This window comes from Caballeronia sp. NCF2, assembly GCF_023631205.1.
Lineage (GTDB): Bacteria > Pseudomonadota > Gammaproteobacteria > Burkholderiales > Burkholderiaceae > Caballeronia > Caballeronia zhejiangensis.
In genome coordinates this window covers 30866-45612 of sequence record NZ_JALQDN010000073.1, presented here as the reverse complement: position 1 = coordinate 45612, position 14747 = coordinate 30866, and the positions used below count along the sequence as shown (strand labels likewise).

At 65.6% G+C, this 14747-nt stretch carries 13 protein-coding genes; 11 read left to right on the top strand and 2 right to left on the bottom strand.

Annotated features, from left to right (window positions below; translation table 11 throughout):
- Positions 1 to 37: 37 nt before the first annotated feature.
- Complete coding sequence (locus NCS02_RS29550; RefSeq protein ID WP_250523436.1) at positions 38 to 1336, bottom strand: MFS transporter; 1299 nt, start codon at positions 1334 to 1336, stop codon at positions 38 to 40.
- A 246-nt stretch (positions 1337 to 1582) separates the two neighbouring features.
- Positions 1583 to 2296: a GntR family transcriptional regulator gene (locus NCS02_RS29545; RefSeq protein WP_250523435.1), complete on the bottom strand. Its 714-nt coding sequence runs from the start codon at positions 2294 to 2296 to the stop codon at positions 1583 to 1585.
- Positions 2297 to 2421: 125 nt separating this feature from the next.
- Between NCS02_RS29545 and NCS02_RS29540 the strand changes: the two genes are divergently transcribed.
- The 11 genes from NCS02_RS29540 (at position 2422) to NCS02_RS29490 (ending at position 14726) form a co-directional block, all read left to right on the top strand.
- A complete protein-coding gene (locus NCS02_RS29540; RefSeq protein ID WP_041732523.1) occupies positions 2422 to 2817 on the top strand; it encodes a carboxymuconolactone decarboxylase family protein in 396 nt (131 codons plus the stop codon).
- Between the two features lie 116 nt (positions 2818 to 2933).
- Positions 2934 to 3731, top strand: a complete 798-nt coding sequence (locus NCS02_RS29535) for an alpha/beta fold hydrolase (RefSeq protein WP_250523434.1) — start codon at positions 2934 to 2936, stop codon at positions 3729 to 3731.
- Between the two features lie 77 nt (positions 3732 to 3808).
- Positions 3809 to 4507, top strand: coding sequence for an SRPBCC family protein (locus NCS02_RS29530; protein ID WP_250523433.1), 699 nt, complete (start codon positions 3809 to 3811; stop codon positions 4505 to 4507).
- 30 nt (positions 4508 to 4537) lie between these two features.
- A complete protein-coding gene (locus NCS02_RS29525) occupies positions 4538 to 5419 on the top strand; it encodes an FAD binding domain-containing protein (protein WP_250523432.1) in 882 nt (293 codons plus the stop codon).
- 23 nt (positions 5420 to 5442) lie between these two features.
- Entirely contained in the window at positions 5443 to 5955 is a 513-nt protein-coding gene (locus NCS02_RS29520) for a (2Fe-2S)-binding protein (protein WP_052485833.1), read from the top strand.
- A 4-nt stretch (positions 5956 to 5959) separates the two neighbouring features.
- On the top strand, positions 5960 to 8326 hold the full coding sequence (locus NCS02_RS29515; protein ID WP_250523431.1) for a xanthine dehydrogenase family protein molybdopterin-binding subunit: 2367 nt from the start codon (positions 5960 to 5962) through the stop codon (positions 8324 to 8326).
- A 59-nt stretch (positions 8327 to 8385) separates the two neighbouring features.
- A complete protein-coding gene (locus NCS02_RS29510) occupies positions 8386 to 9114 on the top strand; it encodes an enoyl-CoA hydratase/isomerase family protein (protein WP_250523430.1) in 729 nt (242 codons plus the stop codon).
- Between the two features lie 73 nt (positions 9115 to 9187).
- Positions 9188 to 10864 carry a UbiD family decarboxylase gene (locus tag NCS02_RS29505; protein WP_250523429.1) on the top strand — a complete coding sequence of 559 codons (1677 nt, stop codon included), beginning with the start codon at positions 9188 to 9190 and terminating at the stop codon, positions 10862 to 10864.
- Complete coding sequence (locus NCS02_RS29500) at positions 10851 to 11444, top strand: UbiX family flavin prenyltransferase (RefSeq protein ID WP_014193100.1); 594 nt, start codon at positions 10851 to 10853, stop codon at positions 11442 to 11444. Before NCS02_RS29505 ends, NCS02_RS29500 begins: the two co-directional genes overlap by 14 nt.
- Positions 11445 to 11515: 71 nt before the next feature.
- A complete protein-coding gene (locus NCS02_RS29495; RefSeq protein ID WP_250523428.1) occupies positions 11516 to 12988 on the top strand; it encodes an NAD-dependent succinate-semialdehyde dehydrogenase in 1473 nt (490 codons plus the stop codon).
- Between the two features lie 76 nt (positions 12989 to 13064).
- Positions 13065 to 14726, top strand: a complete 1662-nt coding sequence (locus tag NCS02_RS29490; RefSeq protein WP_250523427.1) for a UbiD family decarboxylase — start codon at positions 13065 to 13067, stop codon at positions 14724 to 14726.
- The last annotated feature ends 21 nt before the right edge of the window (positions 14727 to 14747 follow it).

The window sequence follows — 14747 nt, the reverse complement described above, 5'->3', positions numbered from 1 at the left end:
TCTGAACTCGGGGTCGTTTGCATTGGATTGAGGCGAATCAGTCGTCGAGCGGAACGCCTTTGGTTTCGGGACCGAGCCAGATCGACACCATTCCGACGACGAACAGCAGCGAGACCGCCGCCGACGCCGCCGGGAACGAGCCGAACTTCGCGACGACCACATTGCCGGCAAGCGGTCCGATGCTGGTCAGCGCACGCGCCATGTTCCAGCAGAAGCCCTGGCCGGTCGCGCGAACGCGCGTCGGAAAAAGCTCGGGCAAATAGGCGGCGAAAGTGCCGAACGCGCCGATCACGAAGTAGCCGTACAAGGGCATCAGCCACAGCACGCCGCCGATGTCGTGCACCGTCATGAACAGCACGAGCGAAATGGCGAGCGAACCGACCGAGAAGATGAAGTACGACATCCGCCGCCCGAGCGCGTCGAGCATCCAGATGAGCGTGAGATAGCCGAGCGTGGCGCCGATCATCATCAGAATGAACGCGTAGCTCACCGTCGAGCCGACGTCGCGCTGCGCCGACGCCGCCGCCGACAACTGATGAATCCAGCTCGGAAGAAACGTGAGTCCGCCCCAGCAGCCCAGCATCGCCGCCGACGCGACGAGCACGCCCACGATCGTCTTGCGGCGCAGGCCCGGCGCGAAGATCGCGGCGAAGGTCCGCATGGCTGGCTCGGCGTCCACGCTCGCCCGCACCTTGACCCAGCGCTGCGGCTCCGGCACGAAGAACCGGATGAGGATCGTGACGAGCGCGGGCGCCGCGCCCATGCCGAGCACCCAGCGCCAGCCCAAGCTGCCGAGCAGCAGATTGTCGAGCGCCGCGGCGAGAAATCCGAACGCGAAGGCCATCTGCATGATCTGCATGGCGCGGGCGCGATACCGCTCCGGCCACGACTCGGCGACGAGCGCGGCGCCGGCCGCCCATTCGCCGCCGATGCCGAAGCCGGCCATGGCCTGCGCGGCCGCGAGCTGCGTCCAAGTCTGCGCGAACGCGCTCAGCAGTGTGAAGGTGGCATAGATCAGGATGGTCCACGCCATGACGCGCGAGCGACCGAGCCGGTCGGCGGCCACGCCGAACAACACGCCGGCGATGCCCCACGTCAGCAGCTTGCCGGCGATGATGTAACTGCCGATCTTGCTGATCTGCGCCGCGTCCGTGGTGTGCATCAGCTGGCTCACGCTCGGCACGAGCACGAGCGTGAAGAGATTCAGGTCCATCGAATCGAACATCCAGCCGAGGAACGCGGAAATCAGCGTCAGCCACTGATAGCGCGATAGCCGGAATGTCGGCGCCGCGGCCGATGCCGCCACACGCTCGCCAACCTCCTGCGAAGTGTCCATCCCTGCTGTCTCCTGGTCTTCTATCGTTTTAACGACCGGACGCACATGGTGCGGCCTTTTCGGCACACAGCGATGCGTTGCCCGGAGTATATGCCGTAATACAATGTGATTGCAATACGGAATATTGTCGGCGCGATTGATATCGCCTTGACTGGCCGAAAGCTGCGCGAAGGGAGAAAAACCGGGAGTAAGGCGGGACAGCCGCCCCGATGCGCGGCGCACATCGGGGGCGGGCAGAAGACTAAATCAGTTGATGTCCGCGAGGACTTCGACGGCGAGACGCTCGGCTTGCTGGACATGCCGCTTGCAGGCCGCGGCGGCCTGATCGGCGTCGTTGCGCATGACCGCGTCGACGATCGCCGAAATCTCGTTGTAGCTCTCGGCGAGGCGGCCTTCCTGCGAAAGCGTCGTGGCGCGCAGCATCATCACGCGCGTGTGCACGAGGCGAAGCATTTCCGTCAGCACAGGATTGCCCGCGCCTTCGAGGATGACGTCGTAAAACTTCGCTTTCTGCTTGAGAAACAACAGGATGCCATCGTCGGACGTCATGTTCCGCAGGGCGGCGAGTTCCTTCAGCGCCTGCATCAGTGCGACTCGCTGATCGTTCGACGCCCGCTCCGTGAACTGATGCCCGGCCAGCGCCTCCAGCGCGGCGCGCACTTCATACAGTCCCTTCGCCTCATTCTTCGTGATGACGGCGACGATCGGGCCTTTGTGCGGAATCGTCTGCACTAGCCCTTCGGCCACCAGCTGGCTCAGCGCCTCGCGAATCAGCGTGCGGCTCACGCCCAGCATTTCGCAGAGTTCACGCTCGATGAGCCGGTCGCCCGGCTTGAACGTCATGTCGCTGATGCAGGAGCGCAACCCGTCGATGACCTGCTGCCGCAACGTGGCCGCCGGTCGCACAACTTGCCTGTTCGTACCCACTCCGTCCTTGACCGACGTTGGCGTATCTGACATTCGAGCACCCTCTCTTATTCAAAGGTCGTAATACAATCATATTGACACCGCCTCGGCGCGTGTTCATACTGTCTGCGATTATACAATCGTACAACCGTCCAAACCACTGCACCCAAGAGGTTTTCATGCAAGACATCACGTCATCTGAACGCAGGGCTATCGGGGCAACGATCCGCAAGGAAGTGCTCGGCACGGCGCACACTCAGCGCAACGCCGAGCCTCACTTGTTCGACGCCGTGTTTCTCGAATTCACCGAGGATTTCTGCTGGGGCAACGTTTGGAACCGCCCCGGCCTCACGCGCTCGACGCGCAGCATGCTGAACCTCGCGATGCTCGCCTCGCTCGGCCGCTGGCACGAATTCGAAGTGCATACGCGCGGCGCGGTGAACAACGGCGTGACCGAAGAGGAAATCGCCGAAGTGCTGCTGCAGGCAGGCGTGTACGCGGGCATTCCGGTCGCGGCGGAAGCGCTGCGCCGCGCGAAGGCGGTGATTCTGGAACTCAGAGCGAAGGCCGCCTGAGCGGCGCCGGGCATGTGCCGCGCCGGTGGCTCGCGGGCCAGCGCCCGCGCGTCGTTGCCGTTTCGCGCGTTCGATCGTCGGGCGCGCACGTCTTCCCCGCTTTCCCCGCACATGTCATGTCACAGTTAAGTTACTGCGAAATTCCAGCCGGCCGTATCGCGTACTCGCGGCGCGGGACGGGCCGACCGCCGCTGGTGCTGCTTCATCCGATTGGCGTCGATCGAAGCTGGTGGGACGAATATCTCGAAACCTGGGCCGCGTCTTACGACGTGCTCGCCATCGACATGCGCGGTCACGGCGACTCGAGCGCAGTCACCTCGACGATCACGCTCGCCGATCATGCCGCCGACGTCGCCGCCGTGCTGCACAAGGAGCGCATCGCCAACGCCACGCTGATCGGCGTATCGATGGGCGGCATGGTCGCTCAGCGCGTGGCGATCCAGTTCCCCGATCTCGTCGGCGCGATGATTCTCTGCGCGACGGCTGGCGGTTTCCCCGACGACGTTCGTCCGCGCATTCGAGCGCGCGGCGACACGAGCCGTGAGGGCGCGATGCCGGAAGTCATCGACGACACTATCGCGCGCTGGTTCGCGACGGACACGCCGCGCCCCGATCTCGTCGCGAAGTGCCGCGCGCGCCTCGCTGCCGACGACTGGTTCAGCTGGAGCGCGAACTGGGAAGCGATTTCCCGCCTCGACAATCTCGCCGAGCTGCACGACGTGCGCACGCCCGCGCTCGTCGTGGCCGGCGACGCCGACGCGAGCATTCCTCCAGCGGTATCGCAAAAAATCGCCGACGCGCTGCCCGCAGGCCGCTTCGCCGTGATCCCGGGCGCGGCGCATTTCGGCGCGTTCGACATGCGCGAGACCTTTGCGCCCGTGTTCGACGGGTTCCTGACGGACATCGCGCAGTAAGACCGAGCCGCGCGGCTCAGTATCAACTCAATAAGTGGAGCGACGCCCGCATGGGGCGGCCGCTCCGAGGAGGCAGCATGGCAATCACCATCCGTTCGTCGTTCACCGTCGATGCGCAACCCGCCGACGTCTGGAAGACGATGACCGACATCGAGCGTTCCGCGCCGTGCTTTCCGGGCGCGGAGCTCAAGGAACAGCAGCCCGACGGCAGCTACAAGGGCGGCTTCACCGTCAAGCTCGGTCCGCTCACGCTGAAGTTCGCGGGCAAATTCAAGATCGCCGATCAGAACGACGCCAACCGCACGGTCGTCGTGTCGGCGAGCGGCACCGATACCAAAGGCCGCGGCGGCGCCGATGCGCAGATCAACGCCGCCGTCTCCGAAGCCGGCGGTGGCAAGACAAAAGTCGACGTCGTCTCGGAGGTCAATCTCTCGGGCACGGTCGCGCAGTATGGCCGCGGCGCGGGGATGATCGAAGCGCTCTCGCAGCAGTTGCTCAACCAGTTCGCCAAGAATCTGACCGCGCTCATCGAAGCGGATGCGGCGCGCGCCGAAGCGCCGACGCACACGCTCGTCGGCGCCGATGCCCCGAACGCCGCCGCACCGCACGACGCAGCCGGAACGTCCGCACCGGTGCCGCCCGCCGAACCGCGCCGCGTGCCGGCCGCCCCCGCGCCGGTCGCCCCGCTCAATGCCGGCGCGCTGATGCGCAAGGCGATGTGGCAGTCGATCCGAAACTTCTTCGCCCGGATTTTCCGGCCCGGGCAACAGCACTGACGAAGCGGCCGTCGCATCCGTGGAGCACCCATGAAACCCAGTGAATTTCAGTATCACGCGCCGACCACCGTCGACGAGGCCGCGCAATTGCTCGGCACGCTCGACGATGCGCGCGTGCTCGCCGGCGGCCAGTCGTTGATGCCGATGATGAACTTCCGTTATCTGATGACGAGTCATCTGATCGACCTGAACGGCGTCGAGGCTTTGACGCGCATCGAGGAGCGGAACGGCCGCCTGCATATCGGCGCGATGGCGCGGCAGCGCGACATCGAACTGTCGCCGCTCGTCACGAAGCGCGCGCCGCTGATCCGCGAGGCGTATCAGCTCGTGAGCCACAAGCAGATCCGCAATCGCGGCACGCTCGGCGGCAGCCTGTGCCAGCTCGATCCGTCGTCCGAGCAGCCGTGCTTCACCGCGGCGCTCGACGGCGTGCTGACGATCGCGCGCTATGAAGACGGCGCGGTCACGCACCGCGAACTGCCGATGGCCGACTGGGCGCTGATGTACATGACGCCCGCGCTCGAAGAAGGCGAACTGCTCGCCGGCATCTCGCTCGACATCTGGCCCGAAGGCCACGGCTACGCGTTCGAAGAATTCGCGCGGCGTCATGGCGATTACGCCATCGTCGGCGTCGCGGCGCTCTGCACCGCCGATGCGCGCGGGAACATGGACCGCCTTTCGCTGACGATCTGCGGCGTCGCGCCCGGCCCCGTGCGCATGCACGACGTCGAAAGCGCGCTGCACGGCCGTCCGATGAACGAAGACGCGCTCACCGTCGCGAGCGACGCCGCCCGCGCGCTCGACGTCATGACCGACGCGCATGTGAGCACCGACTACCGCCAGCATCTCGCCGGCGTCCTGACCGAAAGAGCGCTGAAACGGGCGTTCTCGCGTGTCGCAAGACAATCGTAAAAAGAGTGACTAAGGAGATGGACATGGAGACTCGTACCGTCAGAGTCGTCGTCAACGGCACCGCTTACGAGCGCGAAGTCGAATCGCGCCGCATGCTCGGTGACTTCCTGCGTCACGACCTCGAACTTACCGGCACGCACTACGGCTGCGAACACGGCGTGTGCGGCGCCTGCACCGTGCTGATCGAAGGCCGTACCGCGCGCGCCTGCCTCACGCTCGCCGCGCAAGTGAACGGCCGCACGCTCACCACCGTGGAAGGGCTCGCCCACGCGGACGGTACGCTCAACGAACTGCAAAAAGCCTTCACCGAAACGCACGCGCTCCAATGCGGCTTCTGCACGCCCGGCATGCTGATGACGCTGACCGAACTGCTGAACGAAACGGATTCGCCGAGCGAAGCCGACATCCGCGAAGCGATCACGGGCAACTTGTGCCGCTGCACGGGCTATCAGCCGATCGTGGCCGCGGCCCTGCTCGCCGCGCAGCGCATCCGCGATCAGCGCGCCGCCGCACCGGCGAACTACGCGACGGAGTAACACGATGGAAATCGATGATCTGAAAGGCGCGCCCACCGACCAGCGCTACATCGGCAAGCGCGTGGTGCGCACCGAGGACAAGAAGCTGCTGCAAGGCCAAGGCTCGTACGTCGACGACGTGCATCTGCCGAACATGCTGCAGGCCGCCGTGCTGCGCAGCCCGCATGCGCACGCCAAAATCGTCTCGATCGACTGCGCGGCCGCACGCGAACTGAAGGGCGTGCATGCCGTCTATACGCACGCGGACCTGAGCGGGCGCGCCCGCGGCCGCGCGCCCTCGATGCTGCCGAATCCGGCGATCCGCTTCGAGCGCACGCAGGAACTGCTCGCCTCGACCGAAGTCACGTTCGCGGGCGAAGCGGTGGCGTTCGTCGTCGCGGACAACCGTTACATCGCCGAAGATGCGTGCGGCCTGATCGAAGTCGAGTACGACACCCTGCCCGCCGTCGCCGATTGCCGCGACGGACTGCGCCCCGAGTCGCCGCTGTGCCACACCGAAGCGAAGGACAACGTCGTCGCCCATATCGAAATGGGTTTCGGCGACATCGACGCGGCCTTCGACGGCGCGCCGCATGTGGTCGAGGAAACGTACTGGCAGAACCGCGGCTCCGCGCATCCGATGGAAACGCGCGGCTATCTCGCCGAATATCACGCGGCCAACGGCGAGCTGACCGTCTGGTCGTCGGGCCAGGCGCCGCATCACGAGAAGAAGAATCTCGTCGAGCTGCTCGAATGGGACGCGGAAAAGCTGCGCGTGCTGATGAACGACGTCGGCGGCGGCTTCGGCCCGAAGCTGCCGTTCTATCCGGAAGAAGCGCTCGTCGCGATCGCGGCGGTCGCGCTCAAGCGTCCCGTCAAATGGATCGAAGACCGGCGCGAGCACTTTCTCGCGGTCACGCAGGAGCGCGATCAGTGGTGGACCGTGCGCATGGCGCTGGAAAGCGATGGCAAGATTCGCGGCGTGAAACTCGAGATGGTCCATGACAACGGTGCGTTTCTGCCGTGGGGCATCATCACGCCATACATTTCGATCACGACGACGCCCGGCCCCTACGTGATCCCGGCGATGGGCGCCAAGCTCGACGTCGTCTACACGAACAAGTGCGCGACCTCGCCGGTGCGCGGCGCGGGCCGTCCACAAGCCGTGTTCGCGATGGAGCGGATTCTCGACAAGGCCGCGCGCACGCTCGGCATGGACCGCGCGGAATTGCGCTGGCGCAATCTGATCCAGCCGGAGCAGATGCCGTACGACGCGGGCTTCATCTATCGCGATGGCAGCCCGCTGCGCTACGACAGCGGCGACTATCCGGCGACCCAGAAGGCCGCGCTCGAACGGGCGAATTACGCGAGCTTCGCCGAGCGCAAAGCTGCAGCGCGCCGTCAGGGACGCTTCGTCGGCATCGGCTTGGCGAGCTTCGTGGAAGGCACGGGCATGGGGCCGTTCGAAGGCGCGACGGTGCGCGTGCAGGCGAACGGCCGCATCGCAGTCATTACGGGCGCGTCACCGCAGGGCCAGGGCCACAAGACGACCTTCGCGCAGATCTGCGCCGAGCAACTGAACGTGCCGCTCGAAACCATCGATGTCATTACCGGCGACACGGGCGGCATCTCGATGGGCGTCGGCACCTTCGCGAGCCGCGTCACGGTGAATGCCGGGAACTCGGTCTACATTGCCGCGCAGGCCGTCGGCGAAAAGATGCTCACGCTCGCCGCGCATCTGTGGAAGTGCGAGCCGGAAGAACTCCTGCTCGTCGAAGGACACGTGGCGCGCCGCGCGGGCATCGAACAACGCATGAGCTATGGCCAGCTCGCGAAGATTTCGCAGGGCATGCCGGGCTTCACCATGCCCAAGGGCCTCAGCGCCGGGCTCGAAGAGACGAAATACTTCTCGCCCGCGCAGTCGACGTATTGCAACGGCACTGCGGTCGTGGAACTGGAAGTGGATCGGGAAACCGGCCACATCACGATCCTCAACTATGTGATGGCGCACGACTCGGGCAGGCTCATCAACCCGCTGATCGTCGATGGCCAGGTGATCGGCTCGGTCGCGCACGGCATCGGCAACGCGACGCTCGAATGGATGCAGTACGACGAGAACGCGCAGCCGACCACGACGAACTTCGGCGAATACCTGCTGCCCATGGCGACCGACGTGCCGAACATCGACATCGTGCACCTCGAAACGCCCTCGCCGCTGAACCCGCTCGGCGTCAAGGGCGCGGGCGAAGGCGGCACGATTCCGGCCGCGGCCGCGATCGTCGCGGCGATCGAGGACGCGCTCTCGGAATACGGCGTCGAATTCACGGAAGCGCCGCTCGTTCCGCAACGCGTGTTCCAGAAGCTCAAGGAGGCCGGCGCCTACGCTCGCTGACCGGCGCTCGCTCACCAGAAGTGCCGATTCCCTGTTTTCATTGACTGTATGCCTACGCCATGACGACCGAATTCAACGCAGCGCTCCACGAATCCGAATACCGGATCACCCTGAACCAGCCGGACCTTGGCAACACGCTGACGCTCGACGCGATGCGCGCGCTCGCCGCCGAAATCCGCAAGGCGGGTCGCGATCCCGAGGTGAAGATCATCCGCCTCCGCGCATCGGGCCCGGCGTTCTGCCGTGGCCGCGCGGTCAGCGCGCCGCCCGCCACGCCGCCGACGTCCGCGCAATTCCGCCGCAACGTCGCCGATCCGATTCTCGATGTCTATCGCGCGATGCACGAAAGCGAAGTGCCGCTCATCGCCGAAGTGCAAGGCGATGCCGAAGGCTTCGGCTGCGCGCTCGTAACCGCGTGCGATATGGCCGTCGCATCGGATACTGCGCGCTTCAGCCTGCCCGAACTGCAAAAGAATCTGCCGCCGACGCTCGTCCTGTCCGTGCTGCGCCACAAGGTGCCGCCGAAGGCGTCCGCGCATCTGGTCTATCTGACCGAGACCATCGACGCCGCGAATGCGCGCGAATGGGGCATCGTCGCGGAAGTCGTGCCGGGCGCGGACCTGAGCGCGCGCGCCGACGCGATGGTCGCGTCGATCTGCACGCGCGACCGCATCGCCATTGCAACGCTGAAGGCGTATTTCCGCGAAATCACGATTCCCGACTTCTCGCTCGCAAGCGAAGTGGCCGGCGCGTCGCTCGCGAACGCGATGACGTCGATGCGCCGCTGAAACATCGCGTCACCCCTCTCCTCTCAAGCAACAAGGGCGCCGCGCAACGCGGCGCGTCACGGGAATTCCAGTCATGGCTGATCAAGACACCACTTCCACGGCGTCCGCGACCACGGGCTACGCGGACCTGCACGAACACATCGCGCGGCTCGAAGCGGCGGGCCTGCTGTATCGAATCGAGGAGCCAGTCAATAAAGACACGGAAATGCATCCGCTCGTGCGATGGCAGTTTCGCGGCGGCATTCCGGAAGCGGAACGCAAGGCGTTTCTCTTCACGAACATCGTCGACAGCAAGGGGCGCAAGTACGACATTCCGGTGATCGTCGGCGGCATCGCGGCGAATCCGGATATTTACCGCATCGGCATGAACGTGGCCTCGCTCGACGACATCGGCGACGCGTGGAACCGCGCGATCGACAATCCTGTGCCGCCGGTCGTCGTCGAAAGCGGCCCGGTGCACGATATCGTGATCGAAGGAAAAGACCTCGAAGGTCCGGGCAACGGCCTCGAATCGCTGCCGCTGCCGATCTCCACGCCAGGCTTCGACGCCGCGCCCTATATGACGATGACGGGCGTGATCTCGCGCGATCCGGACACCGGCGTGCAGAACATGGGCACGTATCGCGGGCATCTGAAATCGGCAACGCGTCTGGGCATGATGATGCTCGTGAACCTGCGCGCGGGCGGCCTCGACCACTGGCGCAAGTACGCGGCGAAGGGCGAGAAGATGCCGGTCGCGATCGTGCTCGGCGCGCCGCCGGTCGTCGCGTTCCAGGGTCCGCAAAAGCTGCGTCCGAATGTCGATGAACTGAGCGTCGCGGGCGGTCTCGCCGGTGAGCCGATTCGCGTCGTCAAGGGCCGCACCGTCGATCTGATGGTGCCTGCCGAAGCGGAAGTCGTCGTCGAAGGCTATGTCGATCCGACGTATCTCGAACCGGAAGGTCCGTTCGGCGAGAGCCACGGCTACGTGGCGCTGGAGGACTTCAATCTCGTGATCGAAGTGACCGCGATCACGCGCCGCAAGGACGCCGTTCTGACGTCGATCATTTCGCAGGTCACGCCCTCGGAATCGAGCGTTATCAAGCGGCTCGCCTACGAACCGATGTTCCTGCGCCATCTGCGCGACCATCTCGGCATTCGCGGCATCAAGAAGGTGTTCCTGCACGAGCCGCTCACGAACCTACGCCGCTTCGTGTTCCTGCAGTTCGAGCGCGGCTCGAAGAAGACCGAAATCTGGCGCGCGCTGTACGGCACGATGTCCCTGCAGGCGGCCATCGGCAAGTTCGTGATCGCGGTGGACGATGACATCGATCCGAACAACGCGGACGCCGTGTTCTGGGCAATGGGCTATCGCTGCAATCCGGTCGAGGACGTCAAGCTGATCTCGTATCGCGAGCATGGCCACGGCCCGCGCTCGGACCACGATACGGGCCTCGATTCGGCCATGCTCATCGACGCGACCATGAAAGCGCCGATGCCGCCGCTCGCGCTGCCGAAGAAAGAGTACATGGAAAACGCGAAGCAGCTCTGGGAACGTCTCGGCTTGCCGGCGCTCAAGCCCGAGTCGCCGTGGTACGGCTATTCGCTCGGCGACTGGACAGAGGAATGGGACCGCAACGCCGAGCAGGCGACGCGCGGCGAATGGATGCAGCGCGATGCGTCGTATCAGGCGCGCCAGCGCACCCACAGCAGCGGCATCGAGCCGAATTCTCCGGCGCGTACTTTTGAGGACGATCGTGGCAACCAATAACGGCACTCCGGAACGGATCATCGTCGGCATCACGGGCGCGTCCGGCGTGATCTACGGGATTCGCGCGCTCGAACTGCTCGCCGAGGCGGGCGTCGAGACGCATCTCGTGATCAGCAAGGCCGCCGAGCTGACGATGACCTACGAAACCGACATCCGCGCGGCCGATCTGCGCGCGCGCGCGTCGAAGTGGTATGCGGCGGGCGATATCGGCGCGGCCATTTCATCGGGCTCGTTCAAGACGAAAGGCATGCTGATCGTGCCGTGCTCAGTGCGTTCGATGAGCGAGATCGCCACCGGCATCACGAGTTCGCTCGTGAGCCGCGCCGCCGATGTCGTCCTCAAAGAGCGCCGGCGTCTCGTGCTCGGCGTGCGCGAGACGCCGCTGCATGGCGGCCATCTGCGCACGCTCGTCCAGCTCTCCGACATGGGCGCGGTCATCGCGCCGATCGTGCCGGCTTTCTATTCGAAACCGAAGACGATCGACGACATCGTGAATCACACGGTCGGCCGCATGCTCGATCTGTTCGATATCGAAAGCGGCGTGGTCAAGCGCTGGAAAGAGCAGCAGGAAGCGGACTAAACGAGCCGCCTCGCCTTTATCACCATCACTGGCCCGCCGCGTCCGGCGGCAGCCGCCCCATTGCGATGACCATGACCGAATCCAATCCGCTTTCCCGGCTCGCCGATCCGAGCCTGTTGCGCACGCTCGCCTATATCGACGGCGCGTGGTGCGCGGCCGACGACGCCCGCACGTTCGCCGTCGACGATCCCGCCACCGGCGAGACCATCGCCGATATTCCGCTCATGACCGGCATCGAGACGCGCCGCGCGATCGAAGCCGGCGAACGCGCGCAGCGTGAGTGGCGCGCGCAAACCGGCGCGCAGCGCGCGTCGATCCTCAGGCGCTGGCACGCGTTGATGGTCGCCAACACCGACGACCTCGCGATCATCATGTCGGCAGAACAAGGCAAGCCGTTCGCGGAAGCGAAAGGCGAGATCGGCTACGCGGCGTCGTTCATCGAATGGTTCGCCGAGCAGGCCAAGCGCATCGACGGCGACGTGCTCGCCTCGCCCGCCGCCGACAAGCGGCTGTTGGTTACGAAGGAGCCGATCGGCGTCTGCGCCGCGATCACGCCGTGGAATTTCCCCGCCGCGATGATCACCCGCAAGGCCGCGCCCGCGCTCGCCGCCGGTTGCGCGATGATCGTCAAGCCGGCCGAGGCCACGCCGCTCTCGGCGCTCGCGCTGGCCGAACTCGCGCATCGCGCGGGCGTACCGGCGGGCGTGTTCAGCGTGGTCGTCGGCGATCCGCGCGAGATCGGCGCGGAGATGACCGGCAACCCGATCGTGCGCAAGCTGTCGTTCACGGGCTCGACGCCGGTCGGCCGCCTGCTAATGAGCCAGTGCGCGCCGACGATCAAGAAGCTCTCGCTCGAACTGGGCGGCAACGCGCCGTTCATCGTCTTCGACGACGCAGATCTCGACGCCGCGGTCGAAGGCGCGCTCGCCTCGAAGTATCGGAACGCCGGGCAAACCTGCGTCTGCACGAACCGCTTCTACGTGCAGGACGGCGTGTACGACGCCTTCGCCCACAAATTCGCGGCGGCGGTGAGTCGTATCAAAGTGGGCAACGGTTTCGAGAACGGCGTCACGCAAGGCCCGCTCATCAACGAGGCGGCCGTCGGGAAAGTCGAAGCGCATATCGCGGACGCGCTCGCGCACGGCGCACGCGTGATCGCCGGCGGCAAGCGTCATGCTGCCGGCAAGCTCTTCTTCGAGCCGACCGTGATGGACGGCGTCACGGCATCGATGCGCTTCGCGACCGAGGAAACCTTCGGCCCGGTCGCCCCGCTCTTTCGCTTTCGCGACGAACGCGAGGCCATCGACGCGGCGAACGCCACCGAATTCGGTCTGGCGGCGTACTTCTACAGCCGCGACATCGGGCGGATCTGGCGCGTGTCGGAGGCGCTCGAATACGGCATGGTCGGGATCAACACCGGCCTGATCTCGAACGAAGTCGCGCCCTTCGGCGGCGTCAAGCAGTCGGGGCTGGGCCGCGAAGGCTCGAAGTACGGCATCGAGGAATACCTCGAACTCAAATACCTGTGCATGGGCGGCCTCTGAGCGCCCCTCGCATCGACACGAATTCAACAATCACCGTGACGACCCCGTTCGCCGGGTCTCACACGAAGGAGAAAGCATGTCAACTTTGCCTCGCGACATTTCGCCAGCGGCCGCCGCCGAGGGCGCCCCGCGCGACTTGCAGGAACACATCGCGCGCCTGGAAGCCAAGGGTTTGCTGACGCGCATCGATCGCCCGATCAACAAGGACACGGAGCTGCACCCGCTCGCGCGCTGGCAGTTTCAGGGCGGGCTGCACGAAGACCAGCGCCGCGCGTTTCTGTTTACCAACGTGGTCGACGGCGACGGTCATCGCTATGACATTCCGGTGCTGATCGGCGGTCTGGCCGCATCGCCGGAAATCTACGCGACCGGTCTCGGCTTGCCGGTCGAGCAGATCGGCCGTGCTTGGACGGGCGCGATCGCCGAGCCGGTTCCCCCCGTGATGATCGAGCGCGCGCCCTGTCAGGAAGTGGTGATCAGCGGCGACGCGCTGAAGGAAAAAGGCCTGTCGCGGCTGCCGGTGCCGGTCTCCACGCCCGGCTTCGACGCAGCGCCCTATCTGACCGCGACACTTTGCGTGACTAAGGACCCCGAGAACGGCGTGCAGAACATGGGCACGTACCGCGCCGCGCTGAAATCGGAAAACCGGCTCGGCGTGCGCATGGCGAGCCGTCTTTCGGGCGCGGGCGGTTATCTCCATTGGGAGAAATATCGCGCGAGAGGTGAGCAGATGCCCTGCGCGATTGTGCTGGGCTGCGCGCCCGCCGTGCTCTTCACCGGGCCGCAGAAGCTGCAGATCGATCAGGACGAAATGGCCGTCGCGGGCGGCCTGATGCGCGCGCCGGTCGACGTGGTGCGCTGCAAGACCATCGATCTCGCCGTGCCCGCCGACGCCGAAATCGTCATCGAAGGCCTGATCGACACCGATGCGCTCGAACCCGAAGGACCGTTCGGCGAGAGCCACGGCCACATCGCGCTCGAAGACTACAACATGTCGATGCACGTCACCGCGATCACGATGAAGAAGAAACCCGTCTTCGTCTCGATCATCAGCCAGGTGACGCCCAGCGAAAGCTCGGTGCTGAAGAAGGTGGCCTACGAGCCGTTGTACTTCGAACACCTGAGCAGGGTGATGGGCGTGCGCGGCATCAAGCGCGTGGTGATGCACGAGCCGCTCACCAACCTGCGCAAGGTGATCTTCCTCCAGTTCGCGCGCGGCACGCAGCAGGCGGAAGTGTGGCGCGGCCTGCAAGGCGCGGCGACGCTGCAGGCGCAGTGCGGCAAGCTGGTTATCGCGGTGTCCGAGGACATCAACCCGGAAAACGCCGATGCGATTTTCTGGTCGCTCGCGTATCGCTCGGATTTCACCCACGACCTGCACGTAACGCCGTATCGCACGAGCGGCCACGGGCCCAAGTCCGGCCGCGCGCCGCTCGAAAGCACGCTTCTTATCGACGCGACGCTCAAGCACGCCATGCCGCCGCTCGCGCTGCCGACGGAGCCGTACATGAGCGCCGCACGCAAGATCTGGGAAGAGTTGCAGCTTCCGGGTCTCACGCCGCAGCCGCCTTGGTATGGCTATCACCTGGGCGACTGGGACAAACGCTGGGATGAATACGCGGAGGCGGCCACATCGGGCGGCTGGCGCGAGACCGGCGAGCGCACCTGGGCCAACCGGCGCGGCGGCGTGAAGCCGGAAACGCCAGTGCGCGAAGCGTCGGGCAGTCACGGCGAATAAGCGCCTTCGGCAATCGCACCC